The sequence below is a fragment of the Xanthomonas boreopolis genome (assembly GCF_046529185.1).
GTDB classification, from domain to species: domain Bacteria; phylum Pseudomonadota; class Gammaproteobacteria; order Xanthomonadales; family Xanthomonadaceae; genus Pseudomonas_S; species Pseudomonas_S boreopolis.
This window is the reverse complement of sequence record NZ_CP097162.1, coordinates 4424358-4445513: the sequence shown is the minus strand read 5'-3', so window position 1 is coordinate 4445513 and position 21156 is coordinate 4424358. Positions and strand designations below refer to the sequence as shown.

General features: G+C 69.4%; 15 protein-coding genes. 9 read left to right on the top strand and 6 right to left on the bottom strand.

Features of this window, described 5'->3' with window-relative positions:
• Positions 1 to 175: 175 nt before the first annotated feature.
• The 4 genes from M3M27_RS19785 (at position 176) to M3M27_RS19770 (ending at position 7454) form a co-directional block, all read left to right on the top strand.
• Positions 176 to 430, top strand: coding sequence for a hypothetical protein (locus M3M27_RS19785; protein WP_434026729.1), 255 nt, complete (start codon positions 176 to 178; stop codon positions 428 to 430).
• A gap of 43 nt (positions 431 to 473) precedes the next feature.
• Entirely contained in the window at positions 474 to 1010 is a 537-nt protein-coding gene (locus M3M27_RS19780) for a YdeI/OmpD-associated family protein (protein WP_434026728.1), read from the top strand.
• A 496-nt stretch (positions 1011 to 1506) separates the two neighbouring features.
• Complete coding sequence (locus M3M27_RS19775) at positions 1507 to 4224, top strand: TonB-dependent receptor (RefSeq protein WP_434026727.1); 2718 nt, start codon at positions 1507 to 1509, stop codon at positions 4222 to 4224.
• Positions 4225 to 4235: 11 nt separating this feature from the next.
• Positions 4236 to 7454 (top strand): glycoside hydrolase family 2 TIM barrel-domain containing protein, encoded by a 3219-nt coding sequence (locus tag M3M27_RS19770; protein WP_434026726.1) that lies wholly within the window; start codon positions 4236 to 4238, stop codon positions 7452 to 7454.
• Positions 7455 to 7914: 460 nt separating this feature from the next.
• On the opposite strand, the gene M3M27_RS19765 is transcribed toward M3M27_RS19770, so the two are convergent.
• Positions 7915 to 10131 (bottom strand): alpha-galactosidase, encoded by a 2217-nt coding sequence (locus M3M27_RS19765; protein ID WP_434026725.1) that lies wholly within the window; start codon positions 10129 to 10131, stop codon positions 7915 to 7917.
• 280 nt (positions 10132 to 10411) lie between these two features.
• Between M3M27_RS19765 and M3M27_RS19760 the strand changes: the two genes are divergently transcribed.
• Both M3M27_RS19760 and M3M27_RS19755 read left to right on the top strand, forming a co-directional pair.
• Positions 10412 to 11158: a FadR/GntR family transcriptional regulator gene (locus tag M3M27_RS19760; protein WP_434026724.1), complete on the top strand. Its 747-nt coding sequence runs from the start codon at positions 10412 to 10414 to the stop codon at positions 11156 to 11158.
• Positions 11159 to 11328: 170 nt separating this feature from the next.
• Positions 11329 to 12696, top strand: coding sequence for an MFS transporter (locus M3M27_RS19755; RefSeq protein ID WP_434026723.1), 1368 nt, complete (start codon positions 11329 to 11331; stop codon positions 12694 to 12696).
• A 223-nt stretch (positions 12697 to 12919) separates the two neighbouring features.
• On the opposite strand, the gene M3M27_RS19750 is transcribed toward M3M27_RS19755, so the two are convergent.
• The 5 genes from M3M27_RS19750 to M3M27_RS19730 form a co-directional block, all read right to left on the bottom strand.
• Positions 12920 to 14959 carry an FUSC family protein gene (locus M3M27_RS19750; protein WP_434026722.1) on the bottom strand — a complete coding sequence of 680 codons (2040 nt, stop codon included), beginning with the start codon at positions 14957 to 14959 and terminating at the stop codon, positions 12920 to 12922.
• A 179-nt stretch (positions 14960 to 15138) separates the two neighbouring features.
• Positions 15139 to 16590 (bottom strand): efflux transporter outer membrane subunit, encoded by a 1452-nt coding sequence (locus M3M27_RS19745; RefSeq protein WP_434026721.1) that lies wholly within the window; start codon positions 16588 to 16590, stop codon positions 15139 to 15141.
• A complete protein-coding gene (locus M3M27_RS19740) occupies positions 16587 to 17516 on the bottom strand; it encodes an efflux RND transporter periplasmic adaptor subunit (RefSeq protein WP_177497785.1) in 930 nt (309 codons plus the stop codon). The genes M3M27_RS19745 and M3M27_RS19740 overlap by 4 nt, the downstream gene beginning before the upstream one ends.
• Positions 17513 to 17722: a DUF1656 domain-containing protein gene (locus tag M3M27_RS19735; protein WP_140725268.1), complete on the bottom strand. Its 210-nt coding sequence runs from the start codon at positions 17720 to 17722 to the stop codon at positions 17513 to 17515. The genes M3M27_RS19740 and M3M27_RS19735 overlap by 4 nt, the downstream gene beginning before the upstream one ends.
• Positions 17723 to 17801: 79 nt before the next feature.
• Complete coding sequence (locus M3M27_RS19730; protein WP_140724307.1) at positions 17802 to 18242, bottom strand: MarR family winged helix-turn-helix transcriptional regulator; 441 nt, start codon at positions 18240 to 18242, stop codon at positions 17802 to 17804.
• Between the two features lie 141 nt (positions 18243 to 18383).
• Between M3M27_RS19730 and folE the strand changes: the two genes are divergently transcribed.
• From folE to M3M27_RS19715, 3 genes are read left to right on the top strand one after another with little or no spacing between them, the layout of a single operon-like run.
• A complete protein-coding gene (gene folE / locus M3M27_RS19725) occupies positions 18384 to 18989 on the top strand; it encodes a GTP cyclohydrolase I FolE (protein WP_140724304.1) in 606 nt (201 codons plus the stop codon).
• A gap of 22 nt (positions 18990 to 19011) precedes the next feature.
• Positions 19012 to 20481, top strand: a complete 1470-nt coding sequence (locus M3M27_RS19720) for a DUF3375 domain-containing protein (RefSeq protein ID WP_434026720.1) — start codon at positions 19012 to 19014, stop codon at positions 20479 to 20481.
• Positions 20468 to 21145 carry a DUF4194 domain-containing protein gene (locus M3M27_RS19715; protein WP_434026719.1) on the top strand — a complete coding sequence of 226 codons (678 nt, stop codon included), beginning with the start codon at positions 20468 to 20470 and terminating at the stop codon, positions 21143 to 21145. The genes M3M27_RS19720 and M3M27_RS19715 overlap by 14 nt, the downstream gene beginning before the upstream one ends.
• Positions 21146 to 21156: the final 11 nt, after the last annotated feature.

Genomic DNA, 21156 nt, shown 5'->3' with positions numbered 1-21156 from the left:
GCTTGTCCGGGGTAGTTGCCATTGCGGAAACATCGGGTTCGCCCTGGACTGGCGGCCGGATCCGGAGGACATCCCGGCCCGGGCCTGCTCCTGCTCCTTCTGCAGGAAGCATGGCGGGGTATGGACGGCGTGCCCGGAGGGTGCCCTGACCGTGCGGATCAAGGACCCCGCGAAGGTGTCCGCCTACCGGTTCGGGACGAAGACCGCCGACTTCCACGTATGCGCGTCCTGCGGGGCGGTGCCGGTGGTCAGCAGCCGGATCGATGGCCGCCTCCACGCGGTGGTCAGCGTGCTGGCCTTCGACGACGTCGATCCGGCCAGGCTCCGCCAGGTGCCGGTCTCCTACGACGGAGAGGATGAGGCGAGCCGCCTGGCCAGGCGCGCGACGCATTGGATCCCGAACGTCGAGTTCGTGCAGGGCGGCATGTAGATCCCCGGGGCCTTCGCGCCGGCAGCAGTGCTATCGTCTCGCCATGGGCAAGATCCGATTCGAGGCGAAACTGTTGCGGCCCGCAACGCCGAAAGGCGCGGCGTGGGCGTTCCTCGTGCTACCCAAGGATGCCAGCGCGAAGTTGCCGGCACGCAGCATGATCAGCGTCGAAGGCACGATCGCGGGCCATCCGTTCCAGGCCACCCTGGAACCGGATGGGCAGGGTAGCCATTGGCTCAAGGTCGAGCAGGCATTGCGCGAGGCCGCCGGCATCGAGGCGGGCGCCACGGTCGCGCTCGAACTCGCGCCGGCCGCGGTCGAGCCGGAACCCCAGGTGCCTTCCGACCTGCGCCAGGCGTTGGCCGCGCATCCGGCCGCGCGTGCGGTCTGGGACGACATCACGCCGGTGGCGCGGCGCGACTGGATCCACTGGATCACCTCCGGCAAGAAGGCCGAAACGCGCGTGAAGCGCATCCACACCGCTTGCGACATGCTCGCCTCCGGCAAGCGCCGCGCCTGCTGCTTCGATCGTTCGGGGATCTACAGCAAGGCTTTCGCGGCGCCGGAAGCGGCGGAATAGGCCTCGGCGCGCCGGCGGGCACGAGCCGGCCGGGCCGCCATCGCCGGCGAGGCGCTTCTTCGTGCCGCTGCTGACAAGAAGAAGCCTGCAATCGGCCACGGGCCGATGACGCTGGGCCACCTGCGCCCTCCTGCAACGAAGACACCCGATGCGCGCGCAGGATGCCATGCGCGCCACGAACGCTCTTTTTCCGTGCTTTTCCCGGTCTCCAAGCCCATCGCGGGAAGGCCGGCACGTGCGCTGCGGCGGTGGCCATCGGGATCTCGCGCCCATGTTGCGATGCAGCTTGCGTGCCGCTCGATGACATAAATACGATTTATCTTACAAATGACTCGCCACGCGTCCGACGTGCATGGCCGGCAATGGCCGCAGGAGGACGGAGGCGAGAGGCGCACCGGGGGGAGCGCTGCCGTACACCATCGTTTCGTCCAAGCCAATGGGTGGGGAAATGGATCAGTCGGCATTAACCGTTTCAATCCGCAACGGACTCCTGGCGATGGCGGCCGTCGCCGCTTCCGCCGCCTTTCCGGCCAACGCGCAGGACAGCGCGCCTGCCGCCAGCCCACCGGCCGAGAACAGGAACGCGCAGGGCGTCACCGACCTGGATGCGGTGCAGGTCACCGGCATCCGCGCCAGCATCCGCAAGTCGCAGGCGCTCAAGCAGGACGCGGTAGGCACGCTGGACGCGGTCTCGGCCGAGGACGTCGGCAAGTTTCCCGACCAGAACGTGGCCGATGCCCTGCAGCGCATTGCGGGCGTTTCCGTGGATCGTTCCAACGGCGAGGCGCGGTTCATCACCGTGCGCGGCTTCGGCCCGGAATTCAACACGGTACTGCTCAACGGCCGCACCATGGCCACGGACAATGCCGGGCGCGAGTTCAGTTTCGACACGCTGCCTTCGGAGCTGATCAATACCGCCGAGGTGTTCAAGACCTCCCAGGCCGACCTGAGCGAGGGCAGCATCGGGGCCACGGTCAACATCCGCACCCAACGGCCGCTGGACAACCCGGGCTTCCACGTGGCCGGCAGCGTTTCCGGCGTACAGGGCAGCATGTCCGGCGATACCAAGCCCAAGGTATCGGCCCTGATCAGCGATACCAATGCCGATAACACGTTCGGCGCGCTGCTGAGCGTGGTGCGCTATCAGCGCAACCACAGGTCCGAGTTCGTCAATACCGATGGCTGGCTGACCGGCGATAACGGCTACAAGGACGAGGCCACATCGACCAGCATTGCAGTGCCACGTACGACGGAATACCGGGTGACCGAAGAAGAACGCACGCGTACCGGCATCAATGGCGCGATCGACTGGAAACCCAGCGACACGGTGACGGTCACGCTGGATGCGATGTACTCGCACTACAAGATCAAGTCCCACTACAACGCCCTGGGATTGTTCGACGACCCGGCCGACATCCAGTCGATCACCGCCGATGCCAACGGCACGGCCACTTCGTTCGTGCGCAGGGACACCGGTGGGCTGGCCAACGACTACGTCGTGGCGAGCTTCCCACGCGACTCCACCAACCAGCAGGCCGGCATCAACGTGGCCTGGCAAGTGGGCGAGCAGGCCACGCTGGATTTCGACGGCGCCTACTCCAAGGCCGAAGAGAACGACGGCGGCAAGCAGTACTTCATGGTGATGGGCACGCGCAACGTGGGCACCAACCCGACCTGGAACCTCAATCCCGGCGGCTTCCCCAGCTACTCCAACCTGCTGTCCACCGTCGATACCTCCGACCTGCGCGCGCACTACGTGGGCCGGGAGGGCGACAACCGCCGCGACGAGATGTACGAAGGCAAGATCAACTTCACCCGAAACTTCACCGACGGGACGCTGTCGATGCTGAAGTTCGGGGTCTCCGGCTCCAAGCGCACCAAGAGCAGCGTCACCTTGCGCAGCTCGGACGAAGAACTGAACTGCGCCTACTGCGGCTACGCGGTACGCGTACCGGCGGAGCTGGCCAGCGTGTTCAATGCCGGCTCCATCGTCAACGGGATTTCCACCGGCGCGCCGACGCAGTGGCTCACTTACGACGCGGAGCGCTACTTCCAGTTCCTCTCCAGCCCGGCCGCCTACAACCAGCTTGATCCGGAAAGCGCACAAAAAGTTGCCGAGGCGATCGCCAAGTACGGCGGCTACACGGCTGTGCCGGTCGCGCAGAGTCCGTGGCAGGTGCGGGAGAAGACCTACGCCGCCTACGCCATGGCCAACTTCGAAAACAGCTTCCGCGGCATGCCATGGGTGTTGAACGTCGGCGTGCGTTTCGTCAAAACCGATGTGGTGTCCGATGCGGTGTCCTCGCAGATAGAGTCGATCACCGGCAACCCGGGCGACCCCACCAATGCGGTCGTGCACTTCACCCCGCCGGTGCCGATCTCGCGAAGCGCCAGCTACGACGATTGGCTGCCTTCGCTGAACTTCCGCATCAACCTGCGCGACGACCTGGTGCTGCGCGCCTCGGCCTCGGAAACGGTGACCCGCCCCACCCTGACCAGCCTGCGCATCAGCGAGAGCATCGGCGTGCGTCCGCCCGGCCCGGGCTCCTACGACACCGGCAACGTGGACCTGAAGCCGTACAAGGCGCGCAACTACGACCTGGGCGCGGAGTGGTACTTCAACAACACCAGCTACCTGGGCCTGGCCGGCTTCTACAAGAAGGTGGACAACTTCATCACGTCCATTACCCAGCCCACCACCATCCAGGGCTACCCGTTCCTGGAGACCAAGCCGGTCAATGCCAACACGGCGGTGGTGAAGGGCGCGGAGCTGTCCTTCCAGTACACCTTCGACCGGCTGCCGACGCCGTTCGACGGGTTGGGCGTGCAAGCGAACTACACCTACGTGGACAGCGCGCAGACCTTCGACCCGGCCATCGCCACCGGCCAGTTCGCGGTGGTGGGGCTGGCCGATTCCGGCAACCTGGTCCTGTTCTACGAAAAGGATCTCATCGGCTTCCGCGTGGCCTACAACTGGCGCGACGAATACCTGGCCGCCGTGCGCGGTTCGCAAGGCCAGCCGACTACGGTCAAGCCTTATGGGCAGCTGGATTTCAGCGCCAACCTGAAGATCAACGACAACGTTTCGGTGTTCGCCGAGGCCACCAACCTGACCAACGAGACCGAGGAAGCCTACTCGCGCTACACCGATCGCGTGCAATGGATGGCCAAGAACGGCCGGACGCTGTCGCTGGGCATCCGGGGTTCGTGGTAAGGAGAACGACGTTGGAATCCCTGCTTTCCCGATCGCGCAAGGGCCTGGCCTCGCTGCTGCTCCTGGTGCTGCCGGTGCTCGCCCTGGCAGCGCCGGCTGCCGATTCGACGGCCGGCGTGCGCGAGTGGGAACGCCCGGACATCAACGAGATCGGCCGCGCGCCGATGCGCGCCACCGGCTTTCCCTACGAGTCGGTGGCGCTGGCGCGGGCGGGCCGCATGAGCGACTCGCGGTACTTCCTGTCGCTCAACGGTCCCTGGCACTTCGCCTACTCGGAAAACCCGGACAAGCGCCCGGTGGATTTCTACCGCCCCGGCTACGACGTGTCGGGCTGGGCCACCATCCCGGTGCCGTCGATGATGCAGGCGCAAGGCTACGGGCAGCCGCTGTACAACAACATCACCTATCCGTTCCCGGCCAACCAGCCCTTCATCCCGCACGCGACCAATCCGGTGGGTTCCTACCGGCGCGATTTCACCCTGCCGGACGGCTGGGACGGACGCCAGGTGATGCTGCACATCGGCGCGGCCGGCGCGGCCTACTACGTGTGGGTGAACGGCGAGCGAGTGGGCTACAGCGAGGACTCCAAGCTGCCGGCCGAGTTCGACGTCGGCGCGAAGCTGCGACCGGGCAGGAACACGGTGGCGATCGAACTGTACCGCTGGTCCGACGGCAGCTACCTGGAGGACCAGGACTTCTGGCGCGTCAACGGCATCGAGCGCGACGTCTACCTGGTCGCCGCACCGCCGGTCTGGCTGCGCGACTTCTTCGCCCGCACCACGCTGGACAAGGCCTATCGCGACGGCGTGCTGGATCTGGACGTTGAAGTGAGCGGCGCCGCCACGCCGGTCCGGGTGAAGGCCAGCGTGCTCGACGGCGACCGCGTCGTGCTCGAGCGCGAGGCGAAACTGGCGGGCTCGGCCAAGCCGCGCAAGGCCACGCTGGCCGGCAGCATCGCCGGCGTGCGTCCGTGGACCGCCGAAACCCCCAACCTCTACACCTTGCTGCTCGAGGTCTACGGGCCGGGCGGCGAGCTGGTGCAGGCCACCGCCACGCGGGTGGGCTTCCGCACGGTGGAGATCGGCGGCGGATTGGTGAAGGTCAACGGCCGGGCGATCAAGATCCGCGGCGTCAATCGCCACGAGCACGATCCGTACACCTTCCACGTGGTTTCCGAAGCCTCGATGCGCCGCGACATCGAGCTGATGAAGCAGAACAACATCAACGCGGTGCGCACCTCGCACTATCCCAACGCGGAGCTGTGGTACGCGCTGGCCGACGAGTACGGCCTGTACGTGATGGACGAGGCCAACATCGAGTCGCACGAGTACATGCAGAAGGGCGACCAGGGCATGCGCGCGCGCGACAAGGTGCAGCTGGGCTACGACCCGAAATGGGCGCTGCCGCACCTGCAGCGCGTCCAGCGCATGGTCGAGCGCGACAAGAACCACCCGTCGGTGATCTTCTGGTCGCTGGGCAACGAGGCCGGCACCGGCCCGGCGTTCGCCCAGGCCTCCGCGTGGATACGCGGCTACGACAAGACCCGCCTGGTGAGCTACCTGGGCCACGGCACGCTGTACGCCCAGCACCTGCCCGAGCCCTACGTGGATTTCTACGCGCCGATGTACGACTCGGTGGAGCGCATCGTCGATTTCGTCACCAACCCGGATTCGCCGCCGATACCGTTGATCCAGTGCGAATACGCCCATGCGATGGGCAACAGCCTGGGCGACCTGAAGCGCTACTGGGACGCCATCTATGCCCACGACCGCCTGCAGGGCGGCTTCGTCTGGGACTGGGTGGACCAGAGCATGATCAAGACCACGCCCGACGGCCGGCAGTACTGGGCCTACGGCGGCGACTACGGTCCCAATCCTTCCGGCCAGGACGCCATCGAATTCGGCGATGGCCTGTTGCAATCCGATCGCACGCCCAACCCGCACCTGCATGAACTGGCCAAGGTGTACGGGCCGGTCCAGTTCGAGGCGGTGGATGCAGCGGCGGGTCGCTTCATCGTGCGCAACCGGCACAACTTCATCGACCTGGGCCGGTTCGACTTCGATTGGCAGTTGCGCGAGGACGGGCGCGTGGTCGCGCAGGGCGGCGGGCCGGCCCTGTCCACGCCGGCCGACGGACAGGAGACTGTGCAGTTCACGTTGCCGCCCGTGCAGCGCAAGCCCGGCGCCGAGTATTTCCTGACCCTGCGCGCGCTGGCCCGCGACGGCGCCGTGCCGCTGGTGCCGGCGGGGCAGGTGGTGTCGTGGGAGCAGTTCGCGCTCTCGCCGCCGCCCGCGCTGCCGCCCGCACCCACGTCCGGCAATGCGGTGGCGATGAGCGAGACCGCGGGCGAGATCCGCCTGCGCGCCGCCGGCGCCGAACTGGTGGTCGATCGCGGCACCGGGCAGGTGGCGCGGTATGCCTACCAAGGCCAGGCCTTGCTCAGCGGCGGCACGCCCAACTTCTGGCGCGCACCGACCGACAACGACATCGGCACCGGTTTATATGCCAGCCACCTGGTCTGGAAGACGCTCTCGGAAACCCGCCGCGTCCGCGGCGTGCAGGCGTCCAGGTCGCAGGACGGCGGCGCGCGCGTGCAGGTGGGTTTCGACATCGGCGGCGACGCCACGCCGGACGTGCAGTACGACGTCACCTACGAGATGGCGCGCGACGGCTCGGTGACCGTCACCGGCGATTTCCGCCCGCTGTACGCCGGCCTGCCCGACCCGCTGCGGCTCGGCCTGATGTTCACCGCGCCCAGCCGCATGACCGGGCTGAGCTGGTACGGACGCGGCCCGCACGAAACCTACGCCGACCGCTACACCAGCGGCGAGATCGCGCTGTACTCGGGCAGGATCGCCGAGCAGAACCACGACTACATCCGGCCGCAGGAAACCGGCAACAAGGTGGACGTGCGCTGGCTGGCGGTGGCGCCGGCCAGCGGCACGGGGCTGAAGATCACCGGCGCCGAACCGCTGTCGGTCAACGCGCTGGCCTTCCCGTACTCGGACCTGGACCGCAAGCCGGTGGGGCAGGCGCACAGCTCGGACATCCGGCCGCGCGAACACGTCAGCCTGATGATCGACCAGCGCCAGATCGGCGTGGGTGGCGACGACCAATGGAGCCGCTGGGGCCAGCCGCACCAGGCCTACCGCATCCCGGTGGTGCCCTCGCGGTATCGGTTTCGCTTGCAGCCGCAGTTGGTGAGTGATTCTGTCGGGGCGGCGGAATAAGCCCAGGCGGACTTTGGTCCAGGAGTTTGGATGGTCCTCGGGAGGTTGTCTTCTGTGGGAGGGGCTTCAGTCCCGACGGGCCTTGCCAGCGTTGTCTGGCGACGCGGATTTTTCCTTCTCTCGCTTGCGGGAGAAGGTGCCCGGAGGGCGGATGAGGGTATGGGCGAAGCCATATGCAGGCTCCATCCGCCATCCATCTATCGTCGTTCCCGCGAAAGCAGGAAACGCTTCTCAGCAGCGGAGCGATCCCACAACAGCCGAATGGCTGATCATCCAGGGAGGTTGCTTGGCTTCTGCTTTCCTCGCCTGGAGCAAAGCTTCACCCTGGGCGAGTCTCTTTGATCAGCCATGTGGCTGATCAAGCACGCCCGGTCTTCGCGTCCTCCGCGCTTTGCGCTCCGGTTGGTTGCGCCTGCGGGACTTCTTCGACGGGATATCCCCCATCCATTCCCGCGGCTAGTCACCCACCCTCGAACACGAACCCCGCCGCCTGGAAATCGCCGCGCAGGGCCACCGGCAGGCCGTGCTGCATCCAGTAGGCGCCGCTGGCTTCGGTGGGCAACCCGGCGGGCAGCTCGCCGCCGCCCAGGCGGGCGACGCGGTAGCGCTTGGCCGGGTCCAGGCCCCGCAGCCTGATGGCCGGGTCCGGCAATCCCTTGGTACCGCTGTGCAGGAACGCGAACAGCACGGCCTGGCGGCGGTCCTGCGATACCGACAGGGTGGCGGAGCGGCGGCCGCCGTCCCACGGCGAGATCAGCCGGTACAGGTCGCCCTGCTGCACGGTGGCGCGGACCTGCTTGTAGGCCTCGACCATGCGCCTGGCCGTGGAGAAGTCCGCCTCCTGCCAGTGGTTGAGGTTGGCGCCGATGCCCAGCCCGCCCTGCATCGACGACAGGAAGCGATACTCCAGCGAGGTCTGGCGGCCGTTGAGCCAGTTCGGCGAGTCGGTCACCCACGCCATCATCACCGCCGGCGTGTAGGCGCGGCTGAAACCGTCCTGCATGCTCAGCCGGTCGTAGGGATCGGTGTTGTCCGAGGGCCACACCTGGTCGGTCAGGGCCATGATGCCCAGGTCCACGCGGCCGCCGCCGCCGGAGCAGGATTCGATCTCCAGTCCCGGATGCCGGCGGCGCAGTTCCGCGAGGATCCAGTACAGGTTGCGCACGTATTCCACGTACAGCTTGGGCTGCTGGTCCGGCGCGACCTCCGGCCAGCCCGGTTCGGACCAGTTGCGGTTGTAGTCCCACTTGAGGAACTGGATGTCGTGCGTGCTCACCAGTTCGTCCAGCACCTTGAACACGTGGTCGCGCACCTCGCGGCGCGCCAGGTTGAGCACCAACTGGTTGCGCGCGGTCGTGCGCGGGCGGCCGTCGAAATGCAGCACCCAGTCCGGATGCGCGCGATACAGGTCGCTGTCCGGGTTGACCATCTCCGGCTCCACCCAGAGCCCGAACTGCATGCCCAGGCCATGCACCTTGTCGATCAGCGGCTTCAGCCCGTTCGGGAACTTGCCGCGGTTGACCTGCCAGTCGCCGAGCCCGGCCTTGTCGCTGTCGCGCGCGCCGAACCAGCCGTCGTCCATCACGAACATCTCCACGCCCAGGCGCGCGGCCTTCTCGGCCAGCGCCATCTGGCCGGCCTCGTCCACCGCGAACCCGGTGGCTTCCCAGCTGTTGTAGAGCACCGGGCGCAGAGGCGGCTTGCCGTCGCCGGGCAGGATGCGTTCGCGCTGGAAGCGGTGCATCAGGCGCGATGCGCCGCCCATGCCCTGGTCGGAGTAGCCGGCGTAGAACACCGGCGTGTCCAGCGTCTCGCCGGGCGCGAGCGGGTAGGCGAAGTCGAACGGGTTGTAGCCGCCGACCACGCGCACCGCGCCGGCCTGGTCCTTGTCGATGCTGATCCGCCACGAACCGGACCAGGCCAGCGCGCCGAACCACACCGGCCCGCTTTCCTCGGTACTGCTGCCGTCGCGGTCGATCGCGAACCACGGCGCGTTCTGGTGGCCGGTGGAGCCGCGGCGGCTCTCCAGCACGGTCGCGCCCTCGGTCACGGGCCGTTGCTGCAGGGTCCACTCGCTGGCCCAGCGCCCGGTGAGGTAGTGCAGCCGGTAGTCGCCTTCCGGCGCCAGGGTGTACGAGGCCGAGCCGGCCTGGTCGATGCGCACCGGCGCCTGGCCCAGGTTCCGGATCGAAGCCGAGCGCGCCAGCACGCCGGTGCCCGGATCGATGCTGTAGCGCAATGTCACCTGCAGCGGCTGGGCGATGTCCCGGGTCACCACTTCGATGGTGTCGCCCTGGATGCGGTGCGAAACGTACTTGAGCACCGTGTCGCGGCCGCCGTCGGCGTAGGCCACCTTGAGCGTGGTCTCGCTGAAGACGCCGCCGCCCTGGGCGGGAAACTCCTGCGGCGTGACCGATGCGGACAGGTCGAAGCTGGCCGCGTCGGGCAAGGGCGCCAACGGTCCCAGCGGGTCGCCATCGGCCAGGCGGCCGCCCCAGTAGGCCGATTGCAGCTGTCCTTGCGGGTTGATGCCGAAGGCATAGGTGACCTGCCCGCCATCGAGCCGGAACACGCGCGTGCGCGCGTCGTAGTGCGCCGCCGCGCGTGCCGCCTCGATGGCGCCCGCCTGCGCGATCAACAACCCCAAGCCCGATGCAACCAGCGTCGCGATGCGCATGCAGATCCCCTGTCTGGCTTTTATGGGATTTATCATATAAATAAGGCGACATGTAGCGTCAAGGCGCGATGCGGCGAACGTCCATGCTGCAACGCGCAATCGCAGCGAGCACGTGCCGCGCGTGACTTGGAGCACATAAACCGGCGTGCTATCGTCCGGCCGGAAACGCGATAGGGGTTTCCAGGAGCTGGGCAGCTTCCCAGGCTTGTACTTCTCTTCAACGGGTTTATCGAAGATGGCCCCACTCCAGCCCGCCGGACGCTCGCGCTTGGCCGGCCGCATGACGTTGACGGAACAGTTGCTGGAGGCGTTGGGTCGGGAAATCGTGCTTGGGCGTTTCGAAAGCCGGCCGTTTCCCACCGAAGCGGAAATCTCCGAGGCCTATTCCACCAGCCGCAGCGTGACCCGCGAGGCGATCAAGATGCTCACCGCCAAGGGCATGCTGTCCGCGCGCCCGCGCAGCGGCATCCTGGTGCAGCCCGAGCGCGCGTGGAGCCTGCTGGACGCCGACGTATTGCGCTGGATGCTGGAGCGCAAGTTCTCCTACAAGTTGTTGCGCTCCTTCACCGAGATGCGCCTGGGCATCGAACCCACCGCGGCAGCGCTGGCCGCGCGCCATGCCGACCCCGAGGCCATGCGCGGGATCGAGCATGGCCTGGAGCGGATGGTGGCCGCCGAGCGCGGCGAGGACGACCACCATGCCGCCGATGCGGCCTTCCACGTGGCGATCCTGGATGCCACGGGCAATCCGTTCTACATCCAGCTGCACGAACTGGTGCATGCGGCGCTGCGTTTCTCCATCCAGCTCACCAACCGCATCCATGGCCACACGGCGAGCATCCCGGCGCACCGGCGGGTCTACGACGCGATCAAGGCCGGCGATGCGCCGGCGGCCCAGGCGGCGATGGCCGCCATCATCAACGACGTGCTGGCGCTGATCGCGCAGGTGGAAGGGCGCGAGTCCGGGCCGCAGCGCAAGCCGGCCAAGCGCGCGGCCACGGCCGCGGCGCGCGCCCGGCGCAGGTAGGCCGGTCCGTTCTCCCGGGTTGCGGGGCATCGCCGGGCGGCGGCGATGGCCTGCACCGCAGGCCCCCTCCGGGGCTGGGAGATCGCACGCGCCTACTACTTTCTGAGTAGACGGGCCGGATACGGGCGCCCTCTATACTCGGGGTTTGTCCATTTCCAGGGGCTCGACGCATGAGTGCACCCACGCCGTCTCCGGCCACCACCAATCCCGCCGCGCTGGGCAGCCTGCGCCGTTCGGTATCCAACACGCTGAAGGGATCGGCCGGCAACCTCGTCGAGTGGTACGACGTCTACGTGTACTCGGTGTTCGCGGTCTACTTCGAGTCGCAGTTCTTCTCGAAGGAAGACAAGAACGCCACGCTGTTCGTCTGGGCGATCTTCGCCATGACGTTCCTGATGCGGCCGATCGGCGCCTGGTACTTCGGCCGCTTCGCCGACCGCTACGGCCGCCGGCTGGCGCTGACCGTGTCGGTGTCGATGATGGCGGCGTGCTCGTTCATCATCGCGGTCACGCCGACCGTGGCCACGATCGGCATCGCCGCGCCGGCGATCCTGATGCTGGCGCGGTTGCTGCAGGGCTTCGCCACGGGCGGCGAGTACGGCACCAGCGCGACCTACATGTCCGAGGCGGCGATCCCGGGCCGGCGCGGTTTCCTGTCCTCGTTCCACTACGTGACGCTGGTCGGCGGCCACGTCCTGGCGCAGGCGACGCTGCTGGTGATGCTGCAGTTCCTCGACGTGCCGCAGATCTCCGAATGGGGCTGGCGCGTGGCGTTCGGCATCGGTGGCATCGGCGCGATCGTGGTGTTCTGGCTGCGCCGGACCATGGACGAGTCGCTGCACTCGGAGTCGATCGCCGAGGCGCGGCGGGGCCGCGCGCGCGCGGCCGGCTCGATGCGCGAGCTGTTCCTGCACCAGTGGAAGCCGCTGCTGCTGTGCTTCCTGGTCACGGCCGGCGGCACGGTCGCGTTCTACACCTACTCGGTCAACGGGCCGAAGATGATCCAGAGCGCGTTCGCCGGCGACGACGTGATGGCCGGCACGATCATCAACCTCGCCGCGCTGACGCTGCTGATGCTGATGCAGCCGGTCGGCGGCTGGCTGTCGGACATCGTCGGCCGCAAGACCCTGCTGGTGTTCTTCGGCATCGGCGGCGTGCTGTACACCTGGTTCCTGGTGCTGGAGCTGCCCCGGCAGACCGATTGGCTCGCCGCGTTCGCGATCCTGGCCGTCGGCTTCGTGATCCTGACCGGCTACACCTCGATCAACGCGGTGGTGAAGGCCGAGCTGTTCCCGACCCACGTGCGCGCGCTGGGCGTCGGCCTGGGCTATGCGCTGGCGAACTCGGCCTTCGGCGGCACCGCGCCGCTGCTGTACCAGGCGTCGCTGAAGACCGGCCACGTCACCACGTTCGTGATCTACGCGACGGCGATGATCGCGGTCTCGCTGGTGGTGTACATGTTCTTCCTGACCAACAAGGGCTCGAACTGGCTCGACGACGAGGCCGCGATGCGCAGGCGCGTGCCCGGGCGCGGCTGAGTTCTCCGTGGAGGCGCGCGCTTTCCGCGGGAGGGACTCCAGTCCCGAGGGGCCTTGCCGACGGCCGCCCAGGTAGCTTTCGTTCCCTTCTCCCGCTCACGGGGTGAAGAAGCGCGGCTTGCGAGCCGCTGGCTCGCGAACGCCCGGCGCGCTGCGCCGGGTCGGGACGCGGCGGGCTGCCGGAGGACGGACGGGCGAAGCTTGTAGGTGATGGGACGGAACGCTAGCGCGAAGGCGCAGGCATGGAGTCCCCCGCCTCCGGCATCTCGGCCGGGAACAAGGCATGGCGCAGGCCGACCAGGCCCATCAGCGCCTCGTCGCGCGCCTTGCCGGGGGCGACGCTGCCGACGCGGCCCAGCGAGGCGTCCAGGCGCTCGCGCAGTTGCGCCGGGCCCGGCAACGGCCGGCGTGCCCGCGCCTGGCGCCGGTAGTGCGCGGCGACCTCGTCGAGGATCGCGTCCACCGCGTGCATGCTGCGCTCGGGCAGTTCCAGGCGCGCGCGCCGCAGCTGCAGGATGTTCAGGCCGACGCGGATCTCGCCGAGCATGTCGACCGAGGCGAGGTCGCTGCCCTCCGGCGTAGCGGCCAGGCGCGGCGCGAGCAGGCCGAGCAGGTCGAGCATGCGCGCGGCGAAGCGGCGGCGGTCCTGCTGGCCGTGGCCTTCGGCGGCCTCGGCCAGGGTGGTCCAGCCCTGGCGTACCAGTCGCCGCGCGGTCCACTCGGCGCCGACCGAGCGGAACAGGCGGGTCAGCACCACCGCGAAGCCGATGCCGAGGATCATCGCCACCGATGAATTGACGAAGCTCTGGATGTCGGCGCTGTAGGTGTTCTGCACGCTCAGCAGCGCCACCAGGTTGACCGTCAGCGGCAGCGCGATGAGCGCGGTCTTGGGCCGGTGCAGCATCAGGCCCAGCGGCAGGAACACCGCCGCGAGCACCAGCACCAGCATGCCGAAGTCGTGGATCGCCGGGAAAATCCCGAACTGGTAGACGCCGGCCACCAGGCTGGCGACCGTGGCCCAGAGCAGGAACGAGAGCATGCTCGGCGCGGGGTCGTCCTGCGCGGCGAAGAACGCCGCCGTCACCGCGGCCATCATCGCGCCCATGCCGCCGCCTTCCCAGCCGATGCCGATCCACAGCACGCAGTACGCCATCAGCGCCGCGCCGGCGCTGAGCGCGGAGAACAGCGTCATGCCGTAGTCGACGTGGCGCGCCGGGCCGATCCGCTCGGTGCGGATGCGATAGTGGCTGGTCTCGCGCGGCGAGGTGTCGTGCTCGATCGCGTCGCCCAGCGTGCGGCAGTCCTGCCACAGGTCCAGCAGTTCCTCCAGCCGCAGCAGCAGCGAGGCCAGCAGCAGCCGGTCGAAGTCGCGGTCGATCTCGGGCTTGAGCGCGGCTATGCGCTGGCGCAGCGCCGCGTACTGGCCGAGGCCGGCGTCGGGCGGGACGTCCAGCCAGGCCGCGATGTCGGCGATCAGCGGCTGCAGGTCGGCCGGCAGCGCCCGGCCGCGGGCGCGCAGCGCGTGCAGGCGGTCGGCGATCGAGTTCAGCGCCGGCAACAGCAGCAGCATGCGCTCGCGCAGGTGCTCCATCGCGCGGGCCGCTTCCGCGTGGCGCGGGTCGTCGTGGCGGACGAACTCGATCAGGGTCTCGAACTGCACCAGGTCGGCGGCCAGGCGGTTGCGCGGGCCGGCCGCGTGCCCGCGCGCCAGGATCTCGCGGCACCATTGCGCCGCGTCGCGCATCCAGCGGCCCACCTGCGTGGCCAGCATCGGCCGCACCGAGGCCGGGAACACCAGCGCGGCGAACAGCACCGCCACCACCGTGCCGAGGACGATCTCCTCGCAGCGCGCCACCACGGTATCGAAGATGGTCTCCGGCGCGGTCACCGCCGGGAAGCCGATGAAGGCGGCGGTATAGCCGGCCAGCATGAAGGCGTAGCCGCGCGGGCCGCGGTCGAGCAGCGCCAGGAACAGGCACAGCGACAACCACAGCGACATCGCCGCGCTCAGCAGCAACGGGGTCTCCACCAGGTTCGGCAGCATCACCAGCGTGGCCACGCCGGCGATCAGCGTGCCGGCCACGCGGTACAGGCCCTTGGCGCGGGTCGGCCCGAGCATCGGCTGGGTGACGATGTAGACCGTCGCCATCGCCCAGTACGGGCGCGACAGGTTGCCGGCCAGGGCGATGTACAGCGCCGCGATCGACGCCAGGAACGTCTTGACCGAGAACAGCCAGGCCTGTCTGTCCAGCAGCAGCATCACCGGCCCCCGTGTCCAAGGGAGGCGATGGCGACGATCCGGGCAAGAGGGGAAAGCGGCATTTCGGTCTCGGGATAGCTCAGTGGAACAGCTCCCCCGGCAAGGGGAGCGCGGCGGCAGCCGCCGGGGATCGGGGCGTGCCGGGAGGGGGCGCAAGGATCGCCAGGCGATCCTCGGGAGCTTCATCGCGCATGCGAGGAAGCGTCCGCCTCCTCCCAGCCGCCGCCGAGGGCGAGGAACAGCTGGATCTGGTCCTGCGCCACCTGCGCTTCGGCATTGGCCAGGGCGATGTCGGCGCTGGCGAGGGTGCGGTCGGCGTCCAGGCTGGACAGGTAGGGATTGCGCCCGGCCTGGTACAGGCGCCGGTTCTGCCCGGCGGCCAGGTCGGCCTGGCGCTGCGCCTGCTGCAGCGATTGCAGCCGCTGCAGGTCCTGCGCGTACTGGCTGAGCGCGGTCTGCGCTTCGCGCAAGGCCTGCAGCACGGCATGGTCGAACTGCGCCACGGCCGCATCGGCGCCGGCCTCGGCGGCGCGTACCCGCGCATGCGCCGCCTTGCCCGGGATCGACCAGGAAATCAGCGGACCGAAGCCGAACATCTGCGTGGCCGGGCTGCCGAAGGTTCCCAGGGTGCCGATGGCGCCGACCGAGGCGCCGAGGCGGATCTGCGGATACAGGTCGGCAGTGGCGACGCCGATCCGGGCCGTCGCCGCAGCCAGCCTGCGCTCGGCCTCGCGCACGTCGGGCCGGCGCGCGAGCAGGGCGCGGCCGTCGCCGATCGGGATCGGCCGGTTGATCTCCGGCGCCTGCCGGCAGTCGGCCACGCCCTCGGGCAACTGGCCAGGGGTGCGGCCGAGCAAGGCGGCGAGCTGATACTCGGCGGCTTCGCGCTTGGCGCGCAGCGGCGGCAGCGCCGCTTCCAGCGTGGCCACCTGGGCCTCGGCGCGCGCCAGGTCGGGCGGCGTGCCACGGCCGGCGGCGACCAGGCGCTGCACCACGGAACGCCCGCGCTTTTGCAGTTCGACCGAGTGCTCGGCCACCGCCAGCTCGTGGTTGGCATGGCAGATGGCGACGTAGTTGCCGGTCACGCGGGCCACCAGGGCCATCCTGGCCAGGTCGAGCGCGGCCTGCGCCGCCTCGCTGTCGGCGCGCGCGGCCTCTTCGCCGCGGCGCAGCTTGCCGAACATGTCGAACAGGTAGGACACGCCGGCCTTGGCGTCGCCCAGGTTCATCACCGGCAGTTGCTCCTCGTGCAGCAAGCTCTCGCCGGAGATGCGCGCGCGCTGGGCGGACGCGTCCACCTCGAAGTCGGGGCCGGCGGCGTCCTCGGCGACCTGGTACATCGCGTCGGCCCGGCGCAGGTTGGCGGCGGCGACCTTCAGCTCGACGTTGTCGCGCAGCGCGGCCTGCACCAGCGCGTCCAGCACCGGCGAGCGGTACAGCGACCACCAGCGCTCCGGCAGCGGCGCGCTCGGCTGGACCCGGTCGTTGCCGGTGTCCAGGAAGGCGCCGTTGGCCTCGGGGCGCGCATAGGCCGCGTCCTTCGGGATCGCGTAGTCCGGGCCGACCGTGGTGCAGGCGGCCAGGCTCGCCAGCAGGAGCGCCGCGGCCGACCGGCGCGCGAACGCGAGCTTCATGGCCGCGCTCCGGCGCCGCGGTCCGGCAGGATGTTCACCGTGGCGGTGCGGCCGGCGATCAGGCGCACGCCTTCCGGCACTTCGTCCAGCGCGATCCGCACCGGGATGCGCTGCGCCAGCCGCACCCAGTCGAAGGCCGGGGTGACGTTCGGCAGCAGGCTGCTGCCGTCGCTGCGGTAGCGGTCCTCGATGCCGACCGCGATGCTCTGCACGTGCCCGCGCAGCACGCCCGGCTCGCCCATCAGGTGGACCTCCACCGGCTGGCCCGGGTGCACGCCGCGCAGGCGGGTTTCCTCGAAATAGCCGTCGACCCGGAACGAGCCGGTGTCGAGCACCGCCAGCACCGGCTTGCCGGCCACGACGTAGTTGCCGGCGCGCACGGTGCGGTCGTTGACGCGGCCGGCGCTCGGGCTGCGCACCAGCGTGCGCTCCAGGTTCAGCGCAGCCAGGTCGGCCGCGGCCTGCGCAGTCTGCACCGCCGAGCGCGCCGCCTGCAGGGCGGATTCGGCGGCCTGCAGCTTGGCGCGGCGCACTTCGGCGTCCTCGGTGGCGACCAGGTCCTTGAGGCTGCGGTCGCGCGCGATCTCGCGGCGCAGCTGGGCCGCGCTGGATTCGGCCTGGGCGACCGCGGCGCGGCGTTCGGCCAGCGCGGCCCTGGCCTGGTCCAGCGCCAACCGGTAGCGGGCGTGGTCGACCACGAACAGGACCTGGCCCTGCTTCACCTCGGCGTTGTCGGCGACCTCGACCCGCTCGACCAGGCCGGACACGTCCGGCGCCACCTGCACCACGTCGGCCGACACGTGCGCGTCGCGCGTCCACGGCTCGTCCATGTAGTAGTGCCACAGGTGCCGGAGCACCAGCAGCGCGACCACCACCATCGCCAGGGTCAGCAACGCCGGCCCGGCCGCCTTCGTCAGAGTCTTCATGGTTGCGTCCAGCGCAGGAGGGAGAACAGGCCGCCCAGCAGCACGATGTAGAGGGCGAGGTTGAACAGCGGCGGATGCCAGATATGGCGATAGGCGCCGAGCCGGGTGAGCGCGTAGCCCAGCGCGCCGGTCAACAGGTACGCGAACGTCATCAACGCCAGCAGCGTCGGGATGAACACGCCGTAGAGACTGAATTCTCCGAACATCGTCGTCTGTGTTTCTTTCGGTTGCGGAACGGGCAAGCGGCGGCATGCGCCGCGCCTGCGGGAGGGATCGGACGATGGATCAGTCGTGCTTTTCGCTGGCGTCGCCGATCAGGCGCCACAGCTTCAGCACGGCCTCGACCTCGGCGGGCGAGAGCGTGCCGAGCACGTCCCGGCGCAGCTCCACCAGCCGGGCCTCCAGCTGGCCGACCAGCGCCTGGCCGGCCTCGGTCAGCCACAGCTGGTTGGCGCGGCGGTCGTGGGCGTCGCACTCGCGCCGCACCAGGCCCTGCTCGCCGAGCCGGTCGAGCAGGCGCACCAGCGACGGGCCTTCCATGCCCAGCTTCTGCGCCAGCGCGACCTGGCGGATGCCGCCGCCGGAGCGGCCGATCAGCAGCAGCGGTGCGGTGCAGGCGCCGGAGATGCCGAACGGCTCGAGCGCGGCATCGACCAGCCGCTGCCATTGCCGGCTGGCGAGCAGCAGGCCGCTGCTGAGCTGGGTGAGGGGAGGGAGCGTGTCCATCGGTGATCGATAGGATGCTACTGTTTCAGGAATGAATCAACTCGGGCCCACGTCGGCGAGTCCTCCGGTTCGTTGCCGTTCATTCCCGGCGACGATCCGGTCACTCGGGTACCATGCACGCCCCGTAACGGGTGCCGTCGCATGAACGATTCCAAGAAAGACAACGCCTCCCCCGTCACCCAGGCCCAGGCCGAAGAGGCCGTGCGCACCCTGCTGCGCTGGGCCGGCGAGGACCCGGCCCGCGAAGGCCTGCTGGATACCCCGCGCCGCGTGGCCGAGGCCTACGGCGACTGGTTCAGCGGCTACCGCGAGGACCCGCGCGCCTACCTGGAGCGCACCTTCGAGGAAGTGGCCGGCTACGACGAGCTGATCGTGCTGCGCGACATCGAGTACGAAAGCCATTGCGAGCACCACATGGCGCCGATCATCGGCAAGGTCCACGTCGGCTACCTGCCGGCGGGAAAGGTGGTGGGCATCAGCAAGCTGGCGCGCGTGGTCGAGGCCTACGCGCGCCGCTTCCAGGTGCAGGAGAAGATGACCGCGCAGATCGCCCAGTGCATCCAGGACGTGCTGCAGCCGGTCGGCGTGGGCGTGGTGGTCGAGGGCTCGCACGAGTGCATGACCACCCGCGGCATCCACAAGCGCGGCGTGTCGATGGTGACCTCCAAGATGCTCGGCAGCTTCCGCGAGGACGCGCGCACCCGCGCCGAGTTCCTGCGCTTCATCGAAGTGGGCGGCAAGCGTTGATGCGGTCGATGTCGTTGTCGGCATGAAGCACGCGGCACGGATCGCCCATTACCGCCAGTTGCGCGACCAGCCGCTGTGGAAGCTGCTGGCCGCCGACCATGCGCCCGAGCTGATCGGCCTGCTGCAGACCCTGCTGCTGGACGGCGAGCGCCGGCTCGGCGCGGCGGTGCTGCACGAGCGCCTGCAGCGCCAGCTCGACGCGCTGCGCGCCGAGGAACTGTCGCGCGAGCTGCCGCGCACCGCCCAGGCCTACATCGCGCACTGGCTGGCGCAGGGCTGGCTGGAGCGGCGCCTGCCCGAAGGCGCGGCGGAAGAGGAATACGAACTCTCGCGCGCGGCCGGGCAGGCGATCCGCTTCATCGCCGGGCTGCGCGAATACGGCTCCACCGCCACCGAGAGCCGGCTGTCGCTGGTGATCCAGCAGCTGGTGCAGCTGGCCGGCCAGACCGAGTCCGATCCGGACGCGCGCCTGGCCGCGCTGCGCGCCGAGCGCGAGCGCATCGACGCGGAGATCGAGCGCGTGGCCGCCGGCAAGGTCGCCGCGCTCGACGGCAAGCGCGCGCTGGAACGCACCCGCGACCTGATCCAGCTCTCCGACGAGCTGGTCGAGGACTTCCACCGCGTGCGCGACGATTTCGAGCGGCTCAACCGCGAGTTCCGCGAGCGCATCATCGACGACGAGGGCGCGCGCGGCGACGTGCTGGAGAAGCTGTTCGACGGCGTCGACGTGATCGCCGAGAGCGAGGCCGGGCGCACCTTCCAGGCGTTCTGGAACCTGCTCAACGACCCGCAGCAGAGCAGCCAGCTCGACGCCGCGCTGGAAGCGCTGCTGGCGCGCGGCTTCGCGCGCCGGCTGGACCGTCGCGAGCGGGCCTTCCTGCGCGGGCTGACCACCACCCTGCTGGAGCGCGGCGGCGAGGTGCACACGGTGATGCAGCACTTCGCGCGCAGCCTGCGCGGCTTCGTGCAGAGCCGCGGCTACCTGGAGCAGCGCCGCCTCAACCAGTTGCTCAAGCAGGCCCAGGCCGAGGCCTTGCCGTTGCGCGAGAAGCTGCACGCCACCGCCGCCACCGGCTACACGTTGCCGCTGAGCGGCGCGCGGCTGCGCTCGCTGTCGCAGTGGCGGCTGCACGACCCGCGCGTGGTGCAGATCGACGGCAGCATCGAGTTCGCCGACGAGGCCGAGATCTCGCTGGACAGCATCGGCGACCTGGTCGCGCAGTCGGAGATCGACGTGCGCGCGCTGCGCCAGGACCTGCACGACCTGCTCGGCCGGCACCCGCGCCTGAGCATCGGCGACACGCTGCGCCAGCGCCCGGCCGCGCAGGGCCTGGGCAGCGTGATCGGCTACCTGTCCCTGGGCACCCGCCATGGCATGGTGATCCAGGACCAACACGAGACCGTGCAGTGGGAGGGCGGCGACGGCGCCACGCGGCGCGCGCGCATCCCGCTGGTGTGGTTCACCCAGGAGAAACGCGATGAACTGGTCTGATCGGGCCGAGCCGGCCGATCCCAAGGGCGAGGAACGCAGCGGCGAGCTGTTCCTCGGCGATACCGGCACGCTGCCGTTCGACGCGCGACGCGCGCTGTGCCAGCTGCTGGCCGGACCGAGCGTGGACGCGCAGCGCCACGGCGCGCTGTGGCCGGCGCTGCTGCGCCACGAGGCCGACATCCGCCGCGTGCTGTGCGAACTGTTCCTGGAACTGGTGATCGACCGCGAGGACGGCGTGGCGTTCGCGCGCCAGGCAGATACCGCCGAGCTGGAATCGCCGACCCTGCTGCGCAGCGCGCCGCTGACCTTCATCGAGTCGGTGCTGCTGCTGTTCCTGCGCCAGCAGCTGGCCGAGGCCGACACGCGCGGCGAGCGCGCGGTGGTCGAGGAAGCGCAACTGGTCGAGGCGCTGTCGGTCTACGAGCGGCACCTGTCCACCGACCGCGCCGGCTTCGCCCGGCGCGTGGCGGCGGCGATCAACAAGATGCGCGAGAACCAGCTGCTCTCGCGCCTGCGCGGCAGCGAGGACCGCTACGAAGTGTCGCCGGTGCTCAAGCTGCTGTTCTCGGCCGAGGAAGTGCAGGCGCTGGCCGAGGCCTACCGCGAGCTGCGCGAGGGCCGCGCGGTGCTGCGCGACGACGAAGAAGCCGAGGCCGAGGCTTGAGCGAGGACCGC